The 22,888-nt window shown below is 33.3% G+C and carries 26 protein-coding genes; 7 read left to right on the top strand and 19 right to left on the bottom strand.

Features of this window, described 5'->3' with window-relative positions:
• Nucleotides 1-24 precede the first annotated feature (24 nt).
• From recA to ABD963_RS03050, 4 genes are all read left to right on the top strand, one after another.
• The gene (gene recA, locus ABD963_RS03065; protein ID WP_345275465.1) at nucleotides 25-1,026 is read left to right on the top strand and encodes a recombinase RecA; all 1,002 of its coding nucleotides are present in this window, start codon (nucleotides 25-27) and stop codon (nucleotides 1,024-1,026) included.
• 112 nt (nucleotides 1,027-1,138) lie between these two features.
• Nucleotides 1,139-1,546: a hypothetical protein gene (locus tag ABD963_RS03060; RefSeq protein ID WP_345275464.1), complete on the top strand. Its 408-nt coding sequence runs from the start codon at nucleotides 1,139-1,141 to the stop codon at nucleotides 1,544-1,546.
• A 23-nt stretch (nucleotides 1,547-1,569) separates the two neighbouring features.
• Entirely contained in the window at nucleotides 1,570-2,112 is a 543-nt protein-coding gene (locus tag ABD963_RS03055) for an RNA polymerase sigma factor (protein ID WP_345275940.1), read from the top strand.
• On the top strand, nucleotides 2,109-3,623 hold the full coding sequence (locus ABD963_RS03050) for a porin family protein (protein ID WP_345275463.1): 1,515 nt from the start codon (nucleotides 2,109-2,111) through the stop codon (nucleotides 3,621-3,623). The genes ABD963_RS03055 and ABD963_RS03050 overlap by 4 nt, the downstream gene beginning before the upstream one ends.
• An 82-nt stretch (nucleotides 3,624-3,705) precedes the next feature.
• On the opposite strand, the gene ABD963_RS03045 is transcribed toward ABD963_RS03050, so the two are convergent.
• Nucleotides 3,706-4,443, bottom strand: a complete 738-nt coding sequence (locus tag ABD963_RS03045; protein ID WP_345275462.1) for a lysophospholipid acyltransferase family protein — start codon at nucleotides 4,441-4,443, stop codon at nucleotides 3,706-3,708.
• A gap of 116 nt (nucleotides 4,444-4,559) precedes the next feature.
• Here ABD963_RS03045 and trpS point away from each other — a divergent pair, with 116 nt between their 5' ends.
• Nucleotides 4,560-5,528, top strand: a complete 969-nt coding sequence (trpS, locus tag ABD963_RS03040; RefSeq protein WP_345275461.1) for a tryptophan--tRNA ligase — start codon at nucleotides 4,560-4,562, stop codon at nucleotides 5,526-5,528.
• A gap of 161 nt (nucleotides 5,529-5,689) precedes the next feature.
• Here trpS and dprA read toward each other — a convergent pair whose 3' ends face one another.
• Nucleotides 5,690-6,793 (bottom strand): DNA-processing protein DprA, encoded by a 1,104-nt coding sequence (dprA, locus tag ABD963_RS03035; protein WP_345275460.1) that lies wholly within the window; start codon nucleotides 6,791-6,793, stop codon nucleotides 5,690-5,692.
• 136 nt (nucleotides 6,794-6,929) lie between these two features.
• On the opposite strand from dprA, the gene ABD963_RS03030 reads away from it, so the two are divergent.
• Nucleotides 6,930-8,279: an HU domain-containing protein gene (locus ABD963_RS03030; RefSeq protein WP_345275459.1), complete on the top strand. Its 1,350-nt coding sequence runs from the start codon at nucleotides 6,930-6,932 to the stop codon at nucleotides 8,277-8,279.
• Nucleotides 8,280-8,356: 77 nt separating this feature from the next.
• Nucleotides 8,357-8,866 carry an acyl-CoA thioesterase gene (locus ABD963_RS03025; protein ID WP_345275458.1) on the top strand — a complete coding sequence of 170 codons (510 nt, stop codon included), beginning with the start codon at nucleotides 8,357-8,359 and terminating at the stop codon, nucleotides 8,864-8,866.
• A gap of 36 nt (nucleotides 8,867-8,902) precedes the next feature.
• Here the strand turns inward: ABD963_RS03025 and ABD963_RS03020 are convergent, their stop codons facing one another.
• The 17 genes from ABD963_RS03020 to ABD963_RS02940 form a co-directional block, all read right to left on the bottom strand.
• Nucleotides 8,903-10,132, bottom strand: a complete 1,230-nt coding sequence (locus ABD963_RS03020; protein ID WP_345275457.1) for a murein hydrolase activator EnvC family protein — start codon at nucleotides 10,130-10,132, stop codon at nucleotides 8,903-8,905.
• Complete coding sequence (gene lolB1 / locus ABD963_RS03015; RefSeq protein WP_345275456.1) at nucleotides 10,132-10,899, bottom strand: lipoprotein insertase outer membrane protein LolB1; 768 nt, start codon at nucleotides 10,897-10,899, stop codon at nucleotides 10,132-10,134. The genes ABD963_RS03020 and lolB1 overlap by 1 nt, the downstream gene beginning before the upstream one ends.
• Nucleotides 10,899-12,239: a tetratricopeptide repeat protein gene (locus tag ABD963_RS03010; RefSeq protein ID WP_345275455.1), complete on the bottom strand. Its 1,341-nt coding sequence runs from the start codon at nucleotides 12,237-12,239 to the stop codon at nucleotides 10,899-10,901. Before ABD963_RS03010 ends, lolB1 begins: the two co-directional genes overlap by 1 nt.
• Before the next feature lie 83 nt (nucleotides 12,240-12,322).
• The gene (locus ABD963_RS03005; protein WP_345275454.1) at nucleotides 12,323-13,342 is read right to left on the bottom strand and encodes a sugar phosphate nucleotidyltransferase; all 1,020 of its coding nucleotides are present in this window, start codon (nucleotides 13,340-13,342) and stop codon (nucleotides 12,323-12,325) included.
• 94 nt (nucleotides 13,343-13,436) lie between these two features.
• Nucleotides 13,437-13,871 (bottom strand): dUTP diphosphatase, encoded by a 435-nt coding sequence (dut, locus tag ABD963_RS03000; protein WP_345275453.1) that lies wholly within the window; start codon nucleotides 13,869-13,871, stop codon nucleotides 13,437-13,439.
• The gene (locus tag ABD963_RS02995; RefSeq protein ID WP_345275452.1) at nucleotides 13,861-14,619 is read right to left on the bottom strand and encodes a DUF6090 family protein; all 759 of its coding nucleotides are present in this window, start codon (nucleotides 14,617-14,619) and stop codon (nucleotides 13,861-13,863) included. The genes dut and ABD963_RS02995 overlap by 11 nt, the downstream gene beginning before the upstream one ends.
• 7 nt (nucleotides 14,620-14,626) lie before the next feature.
• Nucleotides 14,627-16,090 (bottom strand): oligosaccharide flippase family protein, encoded by a 1,464-nt coding sequence (locus ABD963_RS02990; RefSeq protein ID WP_345275451.1) that lies wholly within the window; start codon nucleotides 16,088-16,090, stop codon nucleotides 14,627-14,629.
• A gap of 69 nt (nucleotides 16,091-16,159) precedes the next feature.
• Complete coding sequence (locus ABD963_RS02985) at nucleotides 16,160-16,624, bottom strand: hypothetical protein (protein ID WP_345275450.1); 465 nt, start codon at nucleotides 16,622-16,624, stop codon at nucleotides 16,160-16,162.
• A 147-nt stretch (nucleotides 16,625-16,771) separates the two neighbouring features.
• Nucleotides 16,772-17,629 (bottom strand): ATP synthase F1 subunit gamma, encoded by an 858-nt coding sequence (gene atpG / locus ABD963_RS02980; RefSeq protein ID WP_345275449.1) that lies wholly within the window; start codon nucleotides 17,627-17,629, stop codon nucleotides 16,772-16,774.
• Nucleotides 17,630-17,701: 72 nt separating this feature from the next.
• Nucleotides 17,702-19,282, bottom strand: a complete 1,581-nt coding sequence (gene atpA, locus ABD963_RS02975; protein WP_345275448.1) for a F0F1 ATP synthase subunit alpha — start codon at nucleotides 19,280-19,282, stop codon at nucleotides 17,702-17,704.
• A 44-nt stretch (nucleotides 19,283-19,326) separates the two neighbouring features.
• Nucleotides 19,327-19,857 carry an ATP synthase F1 subunit delta gene (gene atpH, locus ABD963_RS02970; protein ID WP_345275447.1) on the bottom strand — a complete coding sequence of 177 codons (531 nt, stop codon included), beginning with the start codon at nucleotides 19,855-19,857 and terminating at the stop codon, nucleotides 19,327-19,329.
• 6 nt (nucleotides 19,858-19,863) lie between these two features.
• A complete protein-coding gene (locus tag ABD963_RS02965) occupies nucleotides 19,864-20,364 on the bottom strand; it encodes a F0F1 ATP synthase subunit B (RefSeq protein WP_345275446.1) in 501 nt (166 codons plus the stop codon).
• A gap of 82 nt (nucleotides 20,365-20,446) precedes the next feature.
• Nucleotides 20,447-20,641, bottom strand: coding sequence for an ATP synthase F0 subunit C (atpE, locus tag ABD963_RS02960; RefSeq protein WP_104735064.1), 195 nt, complete (start codon nucleotides 20,639-20,641; stop codon nucleotides 20,447-20,449).
• A gap of 33 nt (nucleotides 20,642-20,674) precedes the next feature.
• Nucleotides 20,675-21,769 (bottom strand): F0F1 ATP synthase subunit A, encoded by a 1,095-nt coding sequence (gene atpB / locus ABD963_RS02955; protein ID WP_345275445.1) that lies wholly within the window; start codon nucleotides 21,767-21,769, stop codon nucleotides 20,675-20,677.
• Between the two features lie 116 nt (nucleotides 21,770-21,885).
• On the bottom strand, nucleotides 21,886-22,272 hold the full coding sequence (locus tag ABD963_RS02950; RefSeq protein ID WP_345275444.1) for a hypothetical protein: 387 nt from the start codon (nucleotides 22,270-22,272) through the stop codon (nucleotides 21,886-21,888).
• Complete coding sequence (locus ABD963_RS02945; protein ID WP_345275443.1) at nucleotides 22,272-22,445, bottom strand: AtpZ/AtpI family protein; 174 nt, start codon at nucleotides 22,443-22,445, stop codon at nucleotides 22,272-22,274. Before ABD963_RS02945 ends, ABD963_RS02950 begins: the two co-directional genes overlap by 1 nt.
• Before the next feature lie 16 nt (nucleotides 22,446-22,461).
• A complete protein-coding gene (locus ABD963_RS02940; RefSeq protein WP_345275442.1) occupies nucleotides 22,462-22,881 on the bottom strand; it encodes a bactofilin family protein in 420 nt (139 codons plus the stop codon).
• Between the last annotated feature and the right edge of the window lie 7 nt (nucleotides 22,882-22,888).

Here is a 22,888-nt window from a genome sequence, read left to right as displayed (position 1 = left end):
ACAATTTTATAGAAAAATAAAGCAATGAGTAGCGAAAAAGAAGCAAAATTAAAAGCACTGAAACTTACATTAGATAAACTGGATAAGGCTTACGGAAAAGGAACGGTCATGAAAATGAGTGACTCTGCGATTGTAGATGTTGATGCCATACCCTCTGGTTCTTTGGGTTTAGATATCGCCCTGGGCGTTGGTGGATATCCTCGAGGTCGTGTTATTGAAATTTATGGTCCTGAATCTTCAGGAAAAACAACTTTAACCTTGCATGCCATTGCTGAGGCACAAAAAGCTGGTGGTATTGCTGCGTTTATAGATGCAGAACATGCCTTTGATAGGTTTTATGCTGAAAAATTAGGTGTCGATATTGATAATTTAATCATTTCACAACCAGACAATGGTGAACAAGCTTTAGAAATTACTGATAATTTGATTCGTTCTGGAGCTATTGATATTGTGGTTATCGACTCTGTAGCAGCCCTGACTCCTAAAAGTGAAATTGAGGGCGAAATGGGCGACTCAAAAATGGGATTACATGCCCGTTTAATGTCTCAAGCCTTGAGAAAATTAACAGCATCTATTAGTAAAACAAACTGTACTGTTATTTTCATAAACCAGTTGCGTGAAAAAATTGGTGTTATGTTTGGAAACCCAGAAACCACAACGGGTGGAAATGCTTTAAAATTCTATGCATCTGTGAGATTAGATATTCGTCGGTCAACTCAAATAAAAGAAACCGATGGCAATGTAACTGGTAACAAAACCCGTGTTAAAGTGGTAAAGAACAAAGTGGCTCCACCTTTTAAAACTGCAGAGTTCGACATTATGTATGGGGAAGGGGTTAGTAAAGTAGGTGAAATATTAGATTTAGCCGTTGAGCATGAAATAGTAAAAAAGAGCGGCTCATGGTTTAGTTATGATGATACTAAGTTAGGGCAAGGCCGCGATGCAGTAAAAGCCCTCATAAAAGATAATCCAGAACTTATGGATGAACTAGAAGCCAAAGTGAGAGCGATAGTTTCAGGTAAATAATTTAAAAAAGTCCCGTGGAAAGCGGGATTTTTTTGGTAAATACGCAACCTTTTAATAAAATGTGCATCTAAATGGTGTAACATGTATTAAATAAACCCCTAATTTACTTACTATGAAAAAATTAATTGCCATTTGTTTTGCAGTACTAACTATGTCCTGCAGTGTAAATGATGATGGAGAAAACTATAGTTTTGAAGTTTTACCTGTTGAGAGTGTAGATATCCCGAATGAGTTTCAACTTGGGCAAACCTACCTAATAACCGTTTCATATTTTAGACCTTCAACATGTTATAACTTTAAAGAGTTTTATTATTTAAAAGAAAATAATGAACGTACCATTGCACCTATTACCTATGTTTTTGATAGAAATGACTGCGAAACACTAGATGATGTTTTAGTAGAAGCTACTTTTAATTTTATTGTAACGAGCAATGGGTCCTATATTTTTAAATTTTGGCAAGGAGAAGATGCCGAAGGGGAACCCATATATTTAACTATTGAAATACCGGTAATAGATTAAGTATTAATTAATACATGTTTAATTTGGGTTTAAAACAACTCATAGAAAATTGTAAAATAAATGATACTAAAGCACAAAGCGAGTTATACAAGCTTTTTTCAAGCAAATTATTCGCCATATGTTTGAAGTATTCGCGGAACTATGCCGAAGCTGAAGATAATTTACAAGATGCATTTTTGACTATTTTTAAAAAGATAGAACAATATAAAAACAAAGGTTCTTTTGAAGGTTGGCTAAAACGCATTGCCATAAATACGGCTTTACAGCGTTACCGCAACGAAAAAGTTTTTGAAATAATAAATGAAAATACCATTGAAAATGTTGAATTGGAGGTTGATGAAGATACCATCTCTATCGATTACCTGTTGAAAATCATTCAAGAATTACCAGATAGATACCGTATGGTTTTTAACCTTTATGTTCTTGATGGTTATTCACACAGAGAAATAGCAAAAATGCTAGACATCAATGAAGGTACTTCAAAATCAAATTTAGCACGAGCTAGATATATTTTGAAGCAAACTATTGAAAATTATAAAACAAATGAACATTCACAATCGTTATGATGAATGACAAAAAACATATAGACAGGATCTTTCAAGAAGGCCTCAAGGATTTTGAAGCCACACCTAACGATACGGTTTGGAAACGTATTGAAGCCGAGCTAAACCAGAAAAAGAAAAAGCACCGTGTTATCCCTATATGGTGGCGATATGCTGGTATTGCTGCTTTATTGATTTTACTTTTATCTATTGGCTTTAACTACTTTAGCAATTTAGATGATATGGTTCCAGAAAATCAAGTTGTTGAACATGAGAGTACTTCTTCTGATAATGAAAACACCATTGAGGATTTAATAGATACCAATGCACCTGAAACATCTGTTGTAGAAAATATTGACGAAAAAGAAAATACTGAGAATTCGAATGAAAAATCGAATTTAAAAACTACACAGAATAGTTTAACATCTTTAAAGCCATCGACAATTAAAAAAAACTCAAATTCAAAAAATAGCAACAAAAGCAATATCAATACACTAGAAAATTCAGATTCTAACAATGCTATTGCCAATATCTCTAAAGAAATAACTACCAATAAAACTCCTCAAGATACATCAGAAAACAATATTTCTATTGCCTCATCAAATGGCGAAGAAAACCAAAATGAAACCCTTTTAATTGACAAAGAAAAAACTAAAGAACTTATTAATAACACTAGTAATAAACATATTGCTAGTGATACAAAATATGATGTAACCGAAACATATCCAGCTAATGGAGAAAATAAAACACTTACCATAGCAGAGGCTTTAGAGAAGAACAAAGATCTTATTGAAGAGAAGAAAGAACAACAAAACAGGTGGAGTATCGCTCCAAATGCTGCGCCAGTTTATTTTAACACTTTAGGAGAAGGTTCTTCAATCGATCCTCAATTTAACAAAAACTCTAAAAGTGGTGAGCTAAACATGAGTTATGGTCTTTTAGCAAGTTATGCTATCAATAATAAAATAACCATTCGCTCAGGTATTAATAAAGTCAATTTAGGTTATAACACGAATGATGTGATTGTTTTCCAATCGGCTGGACTTAGTTCAAGTAGTAGTGCATTACAAAATGTTAATTCTGGTAGTGGTTCAGGTAGTGATAGTGGTGTTTCCATTATCAGTGCTGAGAATTTGAATAACAATTCAGTTCCTGTGGATTTTTCAACCACAAACACATCCATTAATCAAGCTTTGGGTTATATTGAAATTCCATTAGAAATTCAATATAACCTTTCTGATAAAAAATTAGGAGTAAATGTTATTGGAGGATTTAGTTCTTTCTTTTTAAATAACAACGAAATATATTCTAATGCAGAAAACGGCAGCAGAACATTTTTAGGTGAAGCCAATAATATAAATAAAATAAGTTACAGTGCTAATTTTGGTTTAGGTTTTAACTATAAAGTTTCAAAGAAAATAGATTTGAATTTAGAGCCCCTGTTTAAATATCAAATTAACACATTTAAAAATACTTCTGGAAATTTTACGCCTTTTTTTATAGGTGTTTACACTGGATTTGGAATTAAATTTTAGGTTTTTGGTTAGATCTAGATATGTGTTTTAATTAAGCTCTAAAACACATATTAAAAAAACTGCTTCTCCCCGAAGCAGTTTTTTATTTATTAAATACTTTTAATTCCTCCAAAATAATACTTCGCGCCCTATCATTTAGAATTTTAGTATCATTAATAGACAATCCTTTAGTTGACAAAAATTTATGAATTTTAGCTCTCATTTTTCCGGGACCTCCACTAAAAAACGTATATGAAAATCGTTTTTTATTATCGGCAAAGGTTATTGGAACAATAGGTATTTGGTGGTTTATGGCTAGCCTGAACGCTCCATCTTTGAATTCATCTAATAAAATATGCTCTTCTGGGACTCCTCCTTCTGGGAAAATGCATATACTTACCCCAGCTTTTAATCGTTTTTGAGCTCTTAAAAATACTGCTTGCCTACTTTTAGGAGAACTCCTATCTACCAAAATACAGGTTCGCTTGTAGAAGAACCCAAAAAGAGGAATTTTAGCCAACTCCTTTTTTCCAACAAACACAAACGGATTTTTAACCGAAACCAACATCAACATGATATCGGTCATTGAGGTATGGTTAGCAATAAACATATAGCTTTTTTTAACATCTGGAGTTTGCTCACGTTCAGTTTTATAAATAAAGCCCATACCTATTAAAATAAATTTTGCCCAAAAGCGTGCAAGTTTAAAAAAGAAAGGGTACCAGGACTCTTTAAGTATAGAAACCAAAAGTAAAGGAAACAAAACCAGTATTGGAAGTGCAACTAATATGTAAAACCAAATGCGGTAAAGTATCCAGAAAATATATTTAAAAATCCTCATTGTAGTCCAAAAATACGTATTTGTATTGAGCTATTCTATTAAAAAAATTACCTTTGTTCGAAGAAGAAAATATAAGATTAACTTTATGGGATTCCCACTTTCTTGGGAATAAAATTATGGCAAGAATACTCACAGGCATACAAAGCACAGGGACACCACATTTAGGAAATATTTTAGGCGCCATTATGCCAGCTATTGAAATGGCAAAAAACCCTGAAAATGATTCGTATTTATTCATCGCAAACCTGCATACGTTAACACAAATCAAAGATGCAGAGAACTTGCGCTACAATACTTACTCTACCGCGGCAACATGGTTAGCTTTTGGATTGGATATTGATAAAACCGTATTTTACAGACAAAGCGATGTGCCACAAGTAACCGAATTATCATGGTATTTAAGTTGTTTTTTTCCATACCAGCGCTTAACACTTGCCCATAGTTTTAAAGATAAAGCCGATAGGTTGGAAGATGTAAACTCAGGTTTATTTACTTACCCAATGCTCATGGCTGCCGATATTTTATTGTATGATGCAGAAATAATTCCTGTTGGAAAAGACCAAGAGCAACATATTGAAATGACCCGCGATGTAGCTTCGCGTTTTCATGCTAAAGCGGGGGAAACCTTTGTGTTACCCAAGGCCAAAGTTCAAAAAAACACCATGCTTATACCTGGAACGGATGGTGAAAAAATGAGTAAAAGTAGAAATAACATCATTAATATTTTTTTAGATGATAAAAAGCTACGCAAGCAAATTATGAGCATAGAAACTGATAGCACCCCTCTTGAAGACCCTAAAGATTGGAAAAGCTGTAACTGTTTTGCTATTTATAGTCTGTTGGCTAATGAAGCGCAAATTGAAACTATGAAAGCTAACTATGAAAAAGGAGGTTATGGTTATGGCCATGCAAAACAAGCCCTATTTGAGTTGATTGTTGAAAAATTTGCAACACAACGCGAGCGATACAATTATTACATGAATAATTTTAACGAAATTGATAAATCGTTGGCTGTTGGTGCTGAAAAAGCAAAGTTAGTTGCCAATGCTGTTTTGAAAAGAGTTAGAGAGAAGGTAGGGTATTAAAATGAGAAAAGAATATTTATCACCAATCCTAACTATGTTAGCTATGCTATTGATTATTGTTTCAAGATTTCTATCTGAAAACGGTTTCGATTGGTTAACCATAGTGGCTATAATCATTTTTTTGCTTTCAACCGCACATTTTATTCAGCTAATCAGAAAATCTAAATAACTTCAAATAATTTTCCTGGTAACGGTCTAATCACGCCTTTTAATTCCATGTTTAACAACGAACTGCTTACCTTAAAAATAGGTAGGTTACAATTAATTGCAATGACGTCTAACTCTTGTTTTTCAGTTTCTTTTAAGTAGTTATATATCGTTTTTTCGGTAGTATCCAACTCTACAAACAATTGCTTTTGTACCAATGGTTTTTTATCATTTTCTAACTTCCAATTTAAAATATAAGGTACATCTAATGGTGTGGTTAACATATGTGCTTTTTGGTGTTTTATTAAATTATTACAGCCAACACTTTGTGCATCAGTAATTCTTCCAGGTACAGCAAACACTTCTCTATCATATGAATTCGCAATGTCTGCTGTAACCAAACTACCTCCTTTTTCGGCAGATTCAATTACAATAGTAGCTTCACTTAATCCTGCAATAATCCTGTTTCGTTTTAAAAAATTATTTCTATCAAAATTATCTGTACTCCAAAAGTCAGTGAAAAAGCCACCGTTTTTTTCTACATCTAGCATATATTTTTTATGTACATGGGGATAAATTGTGTTCAATCCATGTGCTAAACATGCAATAGTTTGCAAATTGTTTTTAATGGCTGCTTTATGGGCAGTAATATCAGTTCCATAGGCAAATCCTGAGATTATTACAGGATTATAAGGCGTTAGATTTTCAACTAAAGCTTCGCAAAATGCTATGCCAATTGTGGTTATTTTTCGTGTTCCAACAATACTTATTATGTGTTGTTGTTTCAAATTTATATTCCCTACTTGAAATAACAAAATAGGGGCATCAATGCAATGTTTTAATTTATTTGGATAATCATTCTCTTCGAAATAAGAAACTTTAATGTTATTTGATTTTATGAACTCAATCTCTTTTTCGGCTTCTTTCAAATGTTCAGTGTTATACAAATCCCTTAAAATAACACTTCCAATACCACCAATTTTAGCTAGGTTTTGCTTTTTTTCTTTTAAAACCCCTTCTGCAGAGCCACAATGATTTATTAAGCGTTTTGCAATAATATCGCCAATATTGGGTATATGTTGCAACGCTAAAGTGTAAAGCAAATCATTTTCTGTCATTTCATCCTTGATTTTAAAGTTGCAATAAAAGAATTTTTACTCAAATATTGAAGCTTAAAATTTCAGCATTTCCTATTGTTAATAAATACTTCACCCTAAATTTTATCTAAAAGCAAAAAATTTTAACTTTGTTTTTATGCAATTAGAAACCTACATAAGCGATTTACTTTACAGATACGAGTGCGTCACCATCCCTGATTTTGGTGCTTTTTTAACACAAAATAGCCCCGCAACTATCGATGATGCATCGAATACATTTTTTGCTCCTAAAAAAATGGTGTCTTTTAACGAGCAAATTCAAAAAAATGATGGCCTATTAGCTAATTATATTGCTGATGTAGAGAAAATACCTTTTGAAACTGCCAACAAAAAAATTGCTAAACGTGTTAAAATATTAAAATCTTATTTAACCCAAGGTGAAACACTTACCTTTAAAAATATTGGCGACATTGTTTTCAATAATGAAGGTAAGATTTTATTTGAGCCCTCTTATCATCTTAATTATTTAACAGATTCTTTTGGCTTATCACAATTTGTGTCACCACAAGTTAATCGTGAGGCATACAAAAAAGAAGTGGAAACCATTGAAAAAGTAATTCCTATAACAGTTACACCAGAAAAAAGGAAACCACGACTTTATTTAAGATATGCTGCAGTTGCCCTAATTGCTTTAACCATTGGTGGATCTGTGGCTTCAAACTATTATGTCAATCAAATTGAGAAACATAATCAATTAGCGCAATTAGAAGCCGCAAAACAATTAGAAACCAAAATACAGGAAGCAACTTTTAATCTTAATCCACTTCCCGCTGTTACCTTAAATGTAACTAAACAAACTGGTAATTATCATATTGTTGCTGGTGCATTTAGGATTAAAGAAAATTCTGAAAAAAAGGTTAATCAACTTAGAGAACTTGGCTATAATGCAAGAATTATTGGTTTAAATAAATTTGGCTTGTATGAGGTGATTTACAGTAGTCACGAAACGGGAACTGATGCTCTAAAAGCGATTCGCGAAATTAGAAAAACCCACAACAAAGACGCTTGGATTAAAATAGAATCTAAAACCAGTCAAATCCTTTCTCCTTCAAAAACAAAATTTGAAACTGAATCATCTAATGAAAACTCTATCGACGCGTCTGAAAAAGAAACTACTAATCTGAGTTCGGAAACTATCAATACTAATATCAAAAGCCCCCCTGAAAACGCTAATATCATTCAAATCGTTAGAGGTGTTTCTAATTTAGAAAACGGCTACTATATTATATTAAATACTTACTCTGAACCATCTGAAAGAGACGCTTTTATGGAAAAGTTGCACTCCGAAGGGATAACCAATGCAGGTTTCTTCTTTCATGGTAATAGCGCTAGGTATTTTGTATACACTGAAAAATTTAACACCCTAGAAGCAGTTCAAAAAAAATTGAAAACTCAACCTAATTTCTCGCTTAATAGTAAACCTAGAATTGTAAAAGTAGAAAACTAGCAAGTAATAAGTTTGTTTTTAAGAATACTAATATTCCAAAACGCTTTATATTTGTTGCATTATCAACATCTACCATAATGCAAGGAAAAACTCCCGAACAATCTAGAACAATAATGACCGATATGGTCTTACCTGGTGAGACCAATCCTTTAAATAATTTATTTGGTGGTGAGCTGTTAGCGCGTATGGATCGTGCTGCTAGCATTTCAGCTAGAAGACATAGTAGACGCATTGTGGTTACAGCTTCGGTAAATCATGTCGCATTTAATAGAGCTGTACCATTGGGTAGTGTAGTAACCGTTGAAGCAAAAGTTTCTAGGGCTTTCAAAACATCTATGGAAGTGTTTATTGATGTTTGGATAGAAGACCGTGAATCTGGAAATAAAACAAAAGCAAATGAAGCTATTTATACCTTTGTGGCTGTTGATGAGACAGGTCGTCCTACCACGGTGCCTGAAGTAACTCCTCAAACTGATTTAGAAAAAGAGCGTTTTGATGCTGCTTTAAGAAGAAAACAACTAAGCTTGTTGCTAGCCGGAAAAATAAAACCTAATGATGCAACTGAGTTAAAGGCTTTATTTATGTAATAAAATCCTGAAACACGTTCAGGATGATGCAAAGTGTCACATTTTATAAATCCAACTCGCCGGGTTTTGTGTTGCACCATCTTTATAGATTATGAAACTGAAAATAGTTTCGCCGTTTGAAGGATTTGTAAATATTTCTCCAATAGCTTGTTTTGTTGATACTTTATCGCCCTCTTTCACATATACTTTAGAAAGATTTTTATAGACTGTATAGTAGTTACCATGACGTATCATTACAAAAGGATTGGCATTTTTTAAATTTATGACCTTAGTAACTTCACCATTAAAAACTGCCATTACCTTAGCACCCTTTTCGGTAGCAATTCTTACACCATTACTTTTTATGGTTAATGATTTATTGATAGGAGATGGTTGAGAACCATATCCAAGAGTAACATACCCCTTTTCAACAGGCCAAGGCAACTTACCTTTATTGGAAGTAAAATTTGATGCTAAAATCTTCTCTTCAGGCGTTAATGCAAATGTGCTGGAGCTGGAGCTTTTGCCTGCTTTTTCATTGGATTTTGCTATGGCCTCTGCAATTATTTTATCAATCTCGGCATCAATTCTATCGACTTCTCTTTGCTTGCTTCTTATTTGTGCAGTGTACTTACTTAAGTTACTTTGAATAGACTTCATTAAAGCTTCATGCTCTTTTCTTTCAACTTCTAAAGATTTTTGAACATCTCTGTTTTCGGCAATTAACTTTTTCTTTTCCTCTTGTTGTTTTAATAAGCTGCTATTGGTTTCTTGTAATTCAATAGTTTTAGTTTTTATGGTTTCACCTTGTTGTTTTTGGTGATCGGAATATTGCTTAATGTATTGTAAACGTTTATAGGCTTGTTTAAAGTCATTTGAGGACAGTAAAAACATGATCCTACTTTGTTGGTTTTTACTTTTGTATGATTTTACAATCATAGCGGCATAATCACCTTTTAGCTCCTTTAATTCGTCACGTAAATCGGTTATCTTTTTTTGATTTGAATTAATCTCTCGGGTTAATAAATTGGCTTGCTGATTGGTTACTTTAATTAAATTGGACAACACGTTTATCTTATAATTAAAATTTTCAATAAGAGATAATTCCGATTTTTCTTTTGATTTGTTTTCGGCACGTAATTCGTTTATTTTTTGAATCTCTCTGCGCAGTTCCAGTCTTCTAGTTTCTAATTCTTTTTGTTTATTATTTTGAGAAAAAGAAACACTAGTGAACAGTAAGAAACCAAGTAAGAATACTATTTTATATTTTTTTTGACAACTTCTCATTAAAGCTCAATTTCTTTAAATCCTGATGGTATTTTAAACGGAAACCGTAAATCTTCATTTAAGGTAATGCCCTTAAATTCTAAACCTAAGATGATTTCTTCATTACCTTCAACAGCAATCACTTTGATGTTTTCGGGTAAAATTTGTTTATCAACTTCTTGATACGTTAAGTAATCTATTTGTAGATGTCTCTTTTCCTTGGGTTGTGTAATTTGTTGCGATTTCACTTTAAAAAGTGAAGGGTCCAACAAAAAGAAAATCTCAAACAGCTCGCGTTGTTTTTTTGGTTGAACAATGTATTTTCCATCATCCACTGACGCCTTGTAATCACCATCTTTTAAATTATAGATGGTTTCTCCCATCAATAGATTTTGGACTTTTTGAAAATCCAGTTCCGCGCCTAATAAATCACTTAAATATTTATAATTGCCATCAAAATATGTGTTATCCAACTTATTATAAAAACTGACTTTCTCAGGTGTTACTAAAGCCCTAATAACAGAAAATGAAGCGTTAATCCACAACATTTCGTCTTTTTTAGCTCTAAAATTAACCGTATGAGATTGTATTTTTCCATTTTGGTCAAGGGTTATTTTGAGTTTGGATTGAAACGTATTAAAAGAAGGCGATTGTTTTGCATTTTCTTTTATTAATTGCTTTGTAGAAAGGTTGAAATTGGCTTCACCATTGACAATGGTTTTTGCCGATTTACAATGAAACAAAAAAAACACCAATGAGACTAAAATGAGTTTGGAGCGTATATTCATTAATTTGAAATTTCTATTTGTTTTGCTTTATCACTAAACGTTTTTGCTTTATCGGTATTGTTCGACAAGGTGTAAGCTTTACTGAGTTGATTATAAAAATCGACCTCCATTTTGGTGTTATCAATAATGTAATCCAACCCCATTTCTAAAGATTCAATGGCTTTTTTGGGTTGGTTTAACTCGTTAAGCGCCACACCATTTACTAGGTAAAACAAAGGTTGTGAAGGATATTTTTCAAGTGCTTGGGCACTTTTTTCATTAGCTATATCGTATTTTTTTAAATCTATGTATAACAATAACACATTACGCAACACATTAAAGTTTTCGGGTTCCAGTTGTAAAGCAGTTTCAAAATAATCCAATGCTTTGGCTTTGTTATTTTTTGCTAGGTGGTATTGCCCCAATTCAATAAGTGTTTTACTGTTATTAGTGTCGCTAACCAAGGTTGTTGCTTCCACCAAATCGGCTTCATATTGGGGGTTTTCTTCAACAAATTGTACAAAATCGGTTAATACTTTAAGTTTTGCCTCTGGTTTAATTTCATTGCTTCTAACCACAATTTTCATAGATTCAATGGCTTTTTCAGCATCGTTATCATCTAAATAAAATTTGTAAAGAGCCAAATGAACTAACTGGGATTCTGGATTTATTTTTAAGAGTTCTTTGGCGGTTTCAAAAGCTTTATCTTTTTCATTATTTTCACTGTATCGGAAAATGAGCGCTAAATAATTGGATTCTTTATCTGGGTTGTTTTCAACACGCTCTTCTAAGTTTTTGATTTGATCTTTTTTTCTACCAGTAACTTCATAAATTCTATTTCGCATCATGTCGCGGGAAAGTGAAATTCCAAATTCTTCATCCAATTCATCTAAAATCTCTAGCGCTTCATCAAATTTTTCGGTTTTTAAATAAAGTGATGCTAAATCTTCTCTATAATCTGGATGGTATTGAACCAATTGCATAACTGTATTTATAGCTTTATCTAAGTCGTTTTGCGTTACATAAAAACCATATAATTCATCCAGAAACCATTCGTTATCGGGGTCTTTATAAACCGCTTTTTTTAATGCGTCTTCGGCAGCTCCAAAATTTTTGAGTTTGTTGTAGTTTTTACCCAATTCGAAATATAAAACAGGTACCGAATTATCAATATCAATACATTTTAAAAGTGCTTCAACAGATCGATCATAATTTTCAATGCCTTTTTGTTTTAAAGCTTCATAGAAAAGCTCTTGAAATTGGTCGTCGTTGTTTCCTAAGTCATCGTTTTGGGCAAAGTTTGATTGAGGAATTATTAAAATTCCGATAAGAAAAAGTAGGCTGTAGATTTGTTTTTTCATTTTTTATTTTGATGCTTCGATAAGCTCAGTATACAACTGATTTTCTTAGTTAAAACCAATAACATTCTTGCTTTTGCTGTAAATTATTCCAAAACAGAATAATCGCCAATACTGATGCTCGTGAATTCGCCATTAAATTCCACATGATTGCCAATCATAGCGTTATCTAAATTAGCATTTTTTATGGTTGTATAAGTTTGTATTAAGCTATTTTTAACGGTTGAATTTTCTATTATCGTCCCATTTCCAACAGAAACAAAAGGGCCAACTGTTGTATTTTTTAGTACCACATTTTCTCCAATAAAACAAGGTTCAATGATTTTAGAATTCTCCAATTTAGCTGATGAAGCTACCAATTGCTCCTCACCATCAGATTTTAAAAAACCTAACATACGCTGATTAGTCTCAATGGTAATAGCTTTATTCCCGCAGTCCATCCACTCATCAACGGTGCCCGTTTTAAAAATTTTACCGTCTGCCATCATCCGTTTTATACCATCATTAATTTGGTATTCACCTCCATTCATAACGTTCTCGTCCAAAATTTCTTGTAATTTTTCCTTTAAAACAGCAACGTCTTTAAAATAGTAAATACCAATTACTGCTTGATTACTTACAAATGATTTTGGCTTTTCAACCAATTCGACAATTTCATTTTTGTCATTTAATTTTACCACACCGTAAGCTTCGGGATTATCTACTTCCTTTGTCCAAATAACGCTGTCTGCCATTGGGTCTAAATCAAATTCAGCTCTAATGAGGGTGTCGGCATAAGCAATAACCGCTGAACCTGACAGTGATGGCTTAGCACACATAATGGCATGACCCGTTCCCAATGGTAGGTCTTGACGGTAAATAGTGGCTTTGGCACCTAAGCTTTTTGACAAATCTTGCAAACTAGACACCACATCATCACCAAACCAAGCTGGATCCCCTAAAACAAATGCAATTTCCTCAATGGGTTGTTTTAAAACTTTAGCGATATCTTTTACTAATCTATGTACAATGGGTTGCCCCGCAACTGGAATTAATGGTTTTGGTACAGTTAAACTATGAGGTCTCAAGCGAGATCCCCTTCCCGCCATAGGTACTATTATTTTCATTCTTTAAAGTTGAGTTGTTTATTTGCTTGTTGTTTATTCGCTTTTGCCACGAATTCATAAATGTTTTTTGTATCGTGAAATCAAAAATAGTCAATCATTTCACTCCTGTACTTCCGAAACCACCTTCTCCACGTAAAGTTTCAGATAATCCTTCTACTTCAATCCATTCAGCACGTTCGTGTTTCGCAATAACTAATTGCGCAATGCGTTCGCCATTTTGAATAGTGAAGTCTTCATTTGACAGATTTACTAAAATCACCCCTATTTCACCTCTATAATCAGCATCAATGGTTCCTGGCGCATTTAAAACGGTGATTCCTTTTTTTGCTGCTAACCCACTTCTTGGACGTACTTGTGCTTCAAACCCAATAGGCAATTCCATAAATAGTCCCGTACCAACTATGGTGCGCTCTAAAGGCTTTAAAACTCTAGGTTCAGAAATACTGGCACGTAAATCCATTCCTGCTGAAGCGACGGTTTCGTAATGTGGTAATTCGCTATGGGATTTATTAATAATTCTAATTTTCATGTTTTTCTATTTCTGATTGTAAAATATTGATAATGGCTAGCATTTCTTCGCGTAAATCTGGTCCTTCAATGAAAATACTGTTCATATAGCTATAGATATAAATCAATAGGTTTTCATATTTTTCTGATTCTAATAATTCAATCAAATTTTGTTTAAATTCCATTTTTTCAACTTCAGAACCTTCCACTGAGGAATAAAAAATTTTGAATTTCATTTTTGAATTATCCAGCTGGAAAGGATAGAGATTACTCTGAGTAAACAACATGGTGTTCGTTTCTTCCTCTTTATAATCATTTAACAAATCCTGAAACCTTGCGATTTTGAGTTTTAATGAATCGTTGGAAACCAACTCAATTTTTCCTGAATTAATAACCGAATTATATATCCCTTGAAATGGATCAAAGGTGTAGTTTTCATTTATGTTACGATTTAAACTTCTTAAGCTATCTAAAGTTAGTTCTCTTGGGTTGATAGCCATAATAGTTTCGATGGCTTTTTTTCTATTTAAGTGAAACTTATAGGCTATATCAAAGTTTTGTAGGTTTTCATTAAACTCTTCTTTTAAACTTTTAAGTACTTTTAATTCATCTTTTTTTAGTTGTCTATCATTATTCCAGTTATTAACCTGTAATGCCAAAAGAATACCAATCATAACTAAAATAATCTCTCCAACGGCGTATTTAAGGTAACGACCTGTTTTATTGTCGTCGAGTAATTGTTTTCGCATCTTATTAAATAACTTAAGCATCAATCAATTAACGTTTTAACAATAGTTTGATTTGTTCTCTTTCTGAGTAATAAACAATTCCCAAAAATACAATTAACATTGGTACAGCAATAGCATAATTACCTCTAAATCTTGAATAAAAGATAAATGCCGATAAACTTATAGACACCAACAAATACATGACTATTTTTTTTAAATTATAAGGAATCGGGTAATATTTTCTTCCGAAATAATATGATAAAACCATCATAAGTGCATAAGCTGTTAAAGTGGCTATGGCAGAACCTTTGTAACTTAAAATAGGTATTAACCAAAAGTTTAATGCTAAAGTGATTGCAGCCCCAAAAACAGATATGTAAGCACCGAATTTTGTTCTGTCGGTTATTTTATACCAAACAGAAAGATTATGATAAATACCTAAACAAAAATTAGCAAGAAGTATGATAGGGACAATCCACATGGCTTTCCAATACGCTTCATCCCCTATAAAAATTACTTTCAAAACATCGGCGAAAACAACTACGGTAACCAATATAACGGAACCAAAAATGACAAAATATTCCAAGATTCTGGCATAGTTTTTTTGAGGGTTTTCACTTTTTGCATGACTAAAAAAGAAGGGTTCTATACCCAAACGGTAGGCGGTTGCAAAAAGTGTCATAAACAAAGCTAATTTATAGCACGCAGAGTACATACCAATTTCGGTTTTAGCAATGTTCTCTGGTAATAGCTTATCCAATAAAATTCTGTCAAACGTTTCATTTACAGAAAAGGCAACCCCTGCAATTAAAACAGGAAATGCATAGCGCATCATTTGCTTCCAAAGTGTTTTGTTGAATGTGTATTTTATCTTTATGTAAAAAGGAAACATAAGCAATAAAGTAACGCCACTGGCTACCAAATTGGCTATAAAAATGTAATTGATTTCAAAATTGGGTTTATAAATAGACTCGAAAACGGAAGATTCTGATGCCAAATCTTTCAACCATAACAGTAAAAACAGATTTAAGCCCAAGTTAATTGCTACGTTTAATATTTTAATTGCTGCATATTTTATGGGTTTTGCATTGGCTCTTAACCATGCAAAAGGGATGATAACCAAGGCATCAAACAATAAAATCCAGATAACGAGATTAACGTATTCTATTTTTATATCGATGGTTTTTGATATACTATCCTGAAATACCAAAGCCAAAACAAAAAAGAGTAATGATGTGATAATGAGTGAAATGGTAGAGGTGCCAACTACTTTGGTTTTATCATCTTCCTTGTTAAAAAACCTGAAGAAAGCCGTTTCCATTCCATAGGCCAAAATAACATTGAACAAAACAAAGTAGGAGAAAATTAAAGATACATCGCCATAATCTGCAACCGATTTTAAAACACTATCATCGGTGTGCAATCTTACCAATAAAAAACTTAGCATTCTGGGAAGTACGGTTGCTAAGCCATAAATAAATGTTTGCTTGAATAATGTTTTGAGTCCGCTCAAGAATTGCCTATTTATACCGCTAAAAATACGTTTTTAGCAAATGCAAACCAAAGATATGTTTTTAAGGATTTACAGAGGTGCTTCCTTAGATTTATTATGCTTAATCGTAATATTTGAAATCTTAAAATACTTCGTTTTTTTATCTGTTTTATAACTTACAATGCATTCGTTTGGATGTAATGCAAATGGTAATTTAGGTATTATTGTAGGAAGTTTATTCCCATATTCTCCATAAGGTTCATTACTCATAACAATATCTATTGGCTGGTTTGTCGATGTTTTAAAACGACCCATAACAAGTGTATCTTTAATGTATACTAGCTTGGTTGTTTTGTCCATAAAATAAACACTATCAAGAACAATTTTATTGATATTGGATTTAATAGTGATGAACAAATTTATTCCAGAGCCACCACCTCTTGGTTCCACCACCCATTTCTTATAATAAACTTCGCCCAATTCAAGAGGTGCTTGGGTTTCAAGTTTTGATTTATGTTTACATTGAGAAAAACTCATAGTTATTAATGATATCATTAATATGAATGCTATTTTTTTTAATTATTTCATGATACTAGTATTTAAAAGATGTATTTTCAAATTTAATGCCATAAAAAAACCTCACTTTTTGTGAGGTTTTTTTATGTTATGTTAAGTACTGAATCTAATTCAGTAAACAAAATTTTAGTTATTTAAGGCTTCGGCTCCACCAACGATTTCTAATATTTCATTGGTAATGGCTGCTTGTCGCGCTTTGTTATATGTTAATTTAAGTTGATCTCTTAACTCAGTAGCGTTATCTGTTGCTTTATGCATAGCGGTCATACGGGCACCATGCTCAGAAGCAAAAGAATCTCGAATACCCTTATATAATTGAGTTTTTAAAGATTTAGGAATTAATTGATTAACAATTTCTTCTTTTGATGGCTCAAAAATATAATCCGCATTATTGTTAGCTTCCCCTTCAATTGGAACAATTGGCAAAAACTGCTCGGTAGTAACTATTTGGGTCGCCGCGTTTTTGAATTTATTATAAACAATTTCAATTTTATCAAACTCACCAGAAACAAATTTATCCATTAATAACTCAGCGATTTCTGCTACATTATCAAATGTTAAATCATCAAAAACATTACTTTTATTAGCGATAACTCTTTTTGTTTTCTTGAAAGCGTCATTAGCTTTTTTACCAATGGCGAGATAAGATACTTCTTGATTTGCATAATTTGAAGTTAACCTATTAACCTCTTTTATGATGTTTGAATTAAAAGCTCCAGCTAATCCTCTGTTTGAAGTTATAGCTACAATCAAGACTCTTTTTACTTCGCGTTGGGTAGAAAATTTGCTCCCAGAATCTGCATCTAAAGTGGCGCTTAGATTTTGTAAAAGCTCGGTTAACTTATCTGCATAAGGTCGCATTGCCGTAATAGCATCTTGAGCCTTCTTTAACTTTGCAGCCGATACCATTTTCATGGCACTGGTAATCTGCATCGTTGAAGATACCGATGTAATTCTGTTACGTATTTCTTTTAAGTTTGCCATATGTTTTAGAATTGAGTATTGAGTATTCAGTAGTGTACTTTTTAAAATTCACTACTCAACACTAAAATCTAATTATGCTCTATATTTTCCTGATAAATCTTTTGCTACTGCTGTTAATGTATCAGTAACTTCATCGGTTAATTTACCTGCTTTTAAAGTTGCTAAAACATCGCTATGCTTCGCCTTTAAGAATTCTAAGTAATCACGTTCAAATTCCTTTACTTTTTCAACAGGAACATCTCTTAATAGGTTTTTAGACCCCGCATATATAATAGCGATTTGATTTTCAACAGTAAATGGATCGTTTTGAGCTTGTTTTAAAATCTCAACATTACGTTTTCCTTTTTCAATTACGTTTAAAGTCACCGCATCAAGGTCAGAACCAAACTTAGCAAACGCTTCTAACTCACGATATTGTGCTTGGTCTAATTTTAAAGTCCCTGCTACTTTTTTCATGGATTTAATCTGAGCATTACCCCCCACACGAGATACCGAAATACCCACGTTAATTGCCGGACGCACACCAGAGTTAAATAAATCTCCATCCAAGAAAATCTGACCATCCGTAATAGAAATTACGTTTGTTGGAATATATGCAGAAACGTCTCCCGCTTGTGTTTCAATAATTGGTAAGGCTGTTAATGAACCACCACCTTTCACCATAGGCTTTAACGAATCTGGAAGGTCGTTCATATCTTTAGCAATATCATCATCATTAATCACTTTGGCTGAACGCTCTAATAAACGAGAGTGAAGGTAGAAAACGTCTCCAGGATATGCTTCACGTCCTGGTGGACGACGTAATAATAACGATACCTCACGATAAGCAACCGCTTGTTTAGATAAATCATCATAAATAATTAAAGCCGGACGACCCGTATCTCTAAAATACTCACCAATGGCGGCACCTGCCATAGGCGCGTATACTTGCATTGGTGCAGGATCGGATGCGTTTGCTGCCACAATAGTTGTATAAGCTAAAGCGCCTCTATCTTCCAAAGTTTTTGCAATGTTTGCTACAGTAGATGCTTTTTGGCCTACTGCTACATATATACAATATACAGGCTCACCTGCATCGTAAAATTCTTTTTGATTTAATATGGTATCGATGCAAACCGTTGTTTTACCAGTTTGGCGGTCACCAATAACCAACTCACGTTGTCCACGACCAACTGGAATCATCGCATCGATGGATTTAATACCTGTTTGTAATGGCTCAGTTACAGGCTCACGGAAAATAACGCCTGGTGCTTTACGCTCTAGAGGCATTTCGTAAGTTTTGCCTGAAATTGGACCTTTTCCATCTATAGGGTTTCCTAAAGTATCCACCACACGACCAACAATACCTTCACCTACATTAATAGAAGCGATACGTCCTGTACGTTTTACTGTAGAACCTTCTCTAACTCCTACCGAGGCTCCTAATAATACAATACCAACGTTATCTTCTTCAAGGTTAAGTACAATACCTTCCAATCCGCCATCAAACTCAACTAACTCGCCATATTGCGCATTAGCCAATCCGTAAGCACGTACAATACCATCACCTACTGTTAATACGGTTCCTACTTCATCTAATGAAGCACCTGCTTCAAAACCTGAAAGTTGTTTTTTTAAGATTGCTGATATTTCAGCTGGTTTTACTTCTGCCATCTTTATTTAATATTTAGACCCTTTGACTGCGCTCAGGGCAAGTCTTAGTTTAATGTAAATTCTCTTTTTAATTTGTTAAGTTGATTTGAAACACTAGCGTTGTATTGCACATCGCCAACTCGTAAAATGAAACCACCTAAAATGCTTTCATCAATAATGTTTTCTAATTCAACTTCTTTACCTGAAATTTCTTTAGCTTTAGCCAACACTTGCTTTTCTAAAGCTGATGTTAAAGCTACTGCTGTTGTAACTGTTGCGTGCTCTATTCCTTTTGATTGGTCGAACAATTCATTGTATTTTAAAGCAACATCTCCTAAAATATTTATTCTGTTGTTGTGGATTAAAATATCTATTAAACTCAAAGTTGTTTTATTTGATTTTTTAAACACTTCCAATAAAACAGATTTTTTTATTGAAGAAGGCACCACAGGACTTTGAAGCATCTCGCTTAAATCTTTATTCTCTGCAACTGTATTGGCAATTAATTGCATGTCGTTGTTTATCACATCGGCTGATTTTTCATCGGATGCTAAACTTAAAACGGCTTTTGCGTAACGTATTGCTGCTCTTGACATACCGAATTAGTTTAATGATTTTTCACCCAACATCGTTTCAACTAGTTTCAACTGTTTATCTTTATTTGATAGCTCTTCGCGAACCACTTTTTCAGCTATATCTATGGATAAGTTAGCTACTTGTGTTTTTAACTCAGCAATAGCTGCTTTCTTTTCGCTCTCTATAGCTGCTTGAGCTTGTTGAATCATTTTATTGGCTTGCTCTTGGGCTTCTCCCTTAGCATCTTCAATCATCTTGTTTTTCATATCACGAGCATCTTTCAACATCGCTTCGCGTTCTGCTCTAGCCTCTTGTAATAACTTTTGATTATCAGCCTGAAGGTTTTGCATTTCCAATTTTGCTTTTTCGGCCGAATCCAATGCATTCTTAATCCCTTCTTCTCTGTCATTTACAGAATCTAAAATAGGTTTCCATGCAAATTTCTTTAATAACAGAATTAACGCTATAAACAAAACTGCTTGCCAAAAAAACAGCCCTAATGAAAAGTCTTCGAATAATTTTCCCATAATAACTTATATTTCTAAAAACTTATGTTTAATTTAAAAAGAACAGCTATAACCAACCGTTATAGCTGTTTCTTAATTTGTTTTAGTTCACAGCAAATAAAGCGGCGAAACCAATACCTTCAATTAACGCTGCTGCAATAAGCATAGCGGTTTGAATTTTTCCTGTAGCTTCAGGTTGACGAGCGATTGCCTCCATTGCAGAACCACCGATTCTACCAATACCAATACCTGCTCCAATTACTACTAAACCTGCACCTACGATAGCTGGAATTTCCATAAAATATATATAATTAATTAAACATTCAATTTATTAATGTGCCTCATCATGATGTTCTTCAACGGCCATACCAAAGTATAATGCTGAAAGCACGGTAAAAATATATGCTTGTAAGGCTGCGACCAGCAACTCTAAAATAGCCAAAACAAATGCTAACAATAATGATAGCGAACTACCTATCCAGTTTTGAAATAAAAATATCATTCCAATAATACTCATCAATACCACGTGTCCAGCAGTTATGTTTGCGTATAAACGAATCATTAATGCGAATGGTTTAATGATGGTGCCTAATAATTCAATTGGAGCTAAAATTATTTTCATAGGCACAGGAACACCTGGCATCCAAAAAATATGTTTCCAATAGTTTTTGTTTCCTGAAAAGGTGGTTATTAAATAAGTTATCAATGCCAAACAAAGCGTTACGGCAATGTTGTTTGTTAAATTCATTCCTATAGGTGTTAAACCAAAGAGGTTTACAATCCACACAAAGAAAAATACCGTCAGCAAATAACTCATGTATCGCTTATAATGTTTTTCGCCAATGTTTGGTATGGCAATTTCATCCCGTACGTACAGTACAATGGGTTCTAAGAAACGACCAGTTCCCTTTGGCATACCATTGTTGTTTTTGTAAGCTTTAGCCATTCTACTGAACATGAAAAACATGATGCCAAATACTAAAAATATCAAGAAAACATTTTTAGTGATTGAGAAATCTAAAGGTTTTTCATTGATAGCATGATGGTGCTCATCTTCAATAATTTCTCCGTTCGTACCTTCAACTTTATATATTTTAGAATGATGAACTTTGTAGAAACCTCCATCAACTTCAGCCACTTCTTCGCCATGATGAAATTTAGATGATGAAAACACTTTCAAACCGTTGTCCCATAAAATTACTGGAAGCGGAAAACCAAAATGCTTTTCCTCACCAGAGTCTGTAGTGTAAGAAAACAAATTAAAATCGTAAGAATCTTTTAAGTGGTGTTGAATATATTCTTTTACCTCCGAAGCCCTATCCGTATCTTCATATCCAACATGTTCGGCGTCATCTTGTCCAAAAGAAACAAAAGTTAATAAAAACAGTAAAAGTGTAATTGGTTTTAAAGATATTTTTCTTCGCATATCACTTTAAATAATAGTGGCTTAAAAATCGCTGCAAAGGTATGTTTTTATCTCAAAAACAAAAACAATTTTGCTTTTTATTTTAACTATGACTATTCTATAAATTTTTAAAGTAATTAATCCAACTCATTAAGCCATTTACTAAGGCTTACAGATTCTAATATTAAACCAATGGCATAAGGAACGAAAAAAGCTGTAAATTCCATCTTAGTAATAATATTATCAAGCTTGTAGATTGGTTGAAAAACTATAAAAAAAACAGCGAATTTCAATAAACTTCCTGCTAAAAACAAAAACCCTAATTGACTTCTATACTTTTTTTTAAACATGTAAAGCACTCCAAAAATCAGGATAATTAAAGTTAAATTTACAGTGTAGGATAATGCGATACTGTTTTCAAACAAGGGTAGCTCCAAAAGACCTAATATGGATAAATGGATTCCAAAAGAAAGGCTTAAAACAACTATTGCTTTTAAAGTGAAGCTAAAAAAAGGGTTGTTCATTAATATTTGATTCTATTAACTTGTTTAAGAACCGCATAAAGTGAAATGGCCACGCCAAGAAGCGTCATGATTATAATGTTAAGTTTTTCACCATGGTTGTAATTTGTATCTAACCATTTTCCTAAAAGTACAAACAGGTAAATGGTAACACCCATTTGAAGTCCAATTCCCATGAGAATAGCAACGTTTTTAAGCTGTTTTTTCGGTTTCGGTTTTTCGCTGTTGTCCGCCATTATTCATTTCTTTTACAGTTCCTTTCATAACACAGGTTACATTGAATGTTGCTCCTGGTTCTACAGCTAATTTACCGACAACCACTTCGCCTTCAATATGTGCAGAGGCTTTTAAAGTTAAGGTGCCTGACAAAGCTAATTTACCTGAAAATTTACCCTCAAAATATGCATCGGTTCCTTGTAAAGTGCCTTTTATGAAACCTGCTTTACCTACAACTATTTTTCCGGTGGTTTTAACATTGCCTTCTATGACGCCATCTATTCTAAAATCGCCTTCACTATTGAAATCGCCAACTAATTTAGTGCCTTGGGCTATAATGTTTTGGTTTGATGTGCCATCTGTCATTTGCTTTTCTTTTTTGTTTTCTGAGAACATAATCGGT

It is taken from the genome of Litoribaculum gwangyangense, from assembly GCF_039543505.1.
Taxonomy (GTDB): domain Bacteria; phylum Bacteroidota; class Bacteroidia; order Flavobacteriales; family Flavobacteriaceae; genus Litoribaculum; species Litoribaculum gwangyangense.
The sequence above is the reverse complement of the archived record's forward strand: the minus strand, read 5'-3'. Positions and strand labels throughout refer to the sequence as shown.

Coding starts and splice junctions, on each gene's coding strand:
- ABD963_RS03005 (WP_345275454.1), bottom strand. CDS start 13,342: ATGAAAATAATAGTACCTATGGCGGGAAGGGGATCTCGCTTGAGACCT.
- ABD963_RS03010 (WP_345275455.1), bottom strand. CDS start 12,239: ATGAAAAAACAAATCTACAGCCTACTTTTTCTTATCGGAATTTTAATA.
- trpS (WP_345275461.1), top strand. CDS start 4,560: ATGGCAAGAATACTCACAGGCATACAAAGCACAGGGACACCACATTTA.
- recA (WP_345275465.1), top strand. CDS start 25: ATGAGTAGCGAAAAAGAAGCAAAATTAAAAGCACTGAAACTTACATTA.
- ABD963_RS02985 (WP_345275450.1), bottom strand. CDS start 16,624: ATGATATCATTAATAACTATGAGTTTTTCTCAATGTAAACATAAATCA.
- ABD963_RS03020 (WP_345275457.1), bottom strand. CDS start 10,132: ATGAGAAGTTGTCAAAAAAAATATAAAATAGTATTCTTACTTGGTTTC.
- ABD963_RS02940 (WP_345275442.1), bottom strand. CDS start 22,881: ATGTTCTCAGAAAACAAAAAAGAAAAGCAAATGACAGATGGCACATCA.
- ABD963_RS03030 (WP_345275459.1), top strand. CDS start 6,930: ATGCAATTAGAAACCTACATAAGCGATTTACTTTACAGATACGAGTGC.
- lolB1 (WP_345275456.1), bottom strand. CDS start 10,899: ATGAATATACGCTCCAAACTCATTTTAGTCTCATTGGTGTTTTTTTTG.
- ABD963_RS02950 (WP_345275444.1), bottom strand. CDS start 22,272: ATGAACAACCCTTTTTTTAGCTTCACTTTAAAAGCAATAGTTGTTTTA.
- ABD963_RS03045 (WP_345275462.1), bottom strand. CDS start 4,443: ATGAGGATTTTTAAATATATTTTCTGGATACTTTACCGCATTTGGTTT.
- ABD963_RS02995 (WP_345275452.1), bottom strand. CDS start 14,619: ATGCTTAAGTTATTTAATAAGATGCGAAAACAATTACTCGACGACAAT.
- atpE (WP_104735064.1), bottom strand. CDS start 20,641: ATGGAAATTCCAGCTATCGTAGGTGCAGGTTTAGTAGTAATTGGAGCA.
- atpG (WP_345275449.1), bottom strand. CDS start 17,629: ATGGCAAACTTAAAAGAAATACGTAACAGAATTACATCGGTATCTTCA.
- dprA (WP_345275460.1), bottom strand. CDS start 6,793: ATGACAGAAAATGATTTGCTTTACACTTTAGCGTTGCAACATATACCC.
- ABD963_RS03060 (WP_345275464.1), top strand. CDS start 1,139: ATGAAAAAATTAATTGCCATTTGTTTTGCAGTACTAACTATGTCCTGC.
- ABD963_RS02965 (WP_345275446.1), bottom strand. CDS start 20,364: ATGGGAAAATTATTCGAAGACTTTTCATTAGGGCTGTTTTTTTGGCAA.
- atpH (WP_345275447.1), bottom strand. CDS start 19,857: ATGTCAAGAGCAGCAATACGTTACGCAAAAGCCGTTTTAAGTTTAGCA.
- ABD963_RS03050 (WP_345275463.1), top strand. CDS start 2,109: ATGATGAATGACAAAAAACATATAGACAGGATCTTTCAAGAAGGCCTC.
- ABD963_RS03025 (WP_345275458.1), top strand. CDS start 8,357: ATGCAAGGAAAAACTCCCGAACAATCTAGAACAATAATGACCGATATG.
- atpB (WP_345275445.1), bottom strand. CDS start 21,769: ATGCGAAGAAAAATATCTTTAAAACCAATTACACTTTTACTGTTTTTA.
- ABD963_RS02945 (WP_345275443.1), bottom strand. CDS start 22,445: ATGGGAATTGGACTTCAAATGGGTGTTACCATTTACCTGTTTGTACTT.
- atpA (WP_345275448.1), bottom strand. CDS start 19,282: ATGGCAGAAGTAAAACCAGCTGAAATATCAGCAATCTTAAAAAAACAA.
- dut (WP_345275453.1), bottom strand. CDS start 13,871: ATGAAAATTAGAATTATTAATAAATCCCATAGCGAATTACCACATTAC.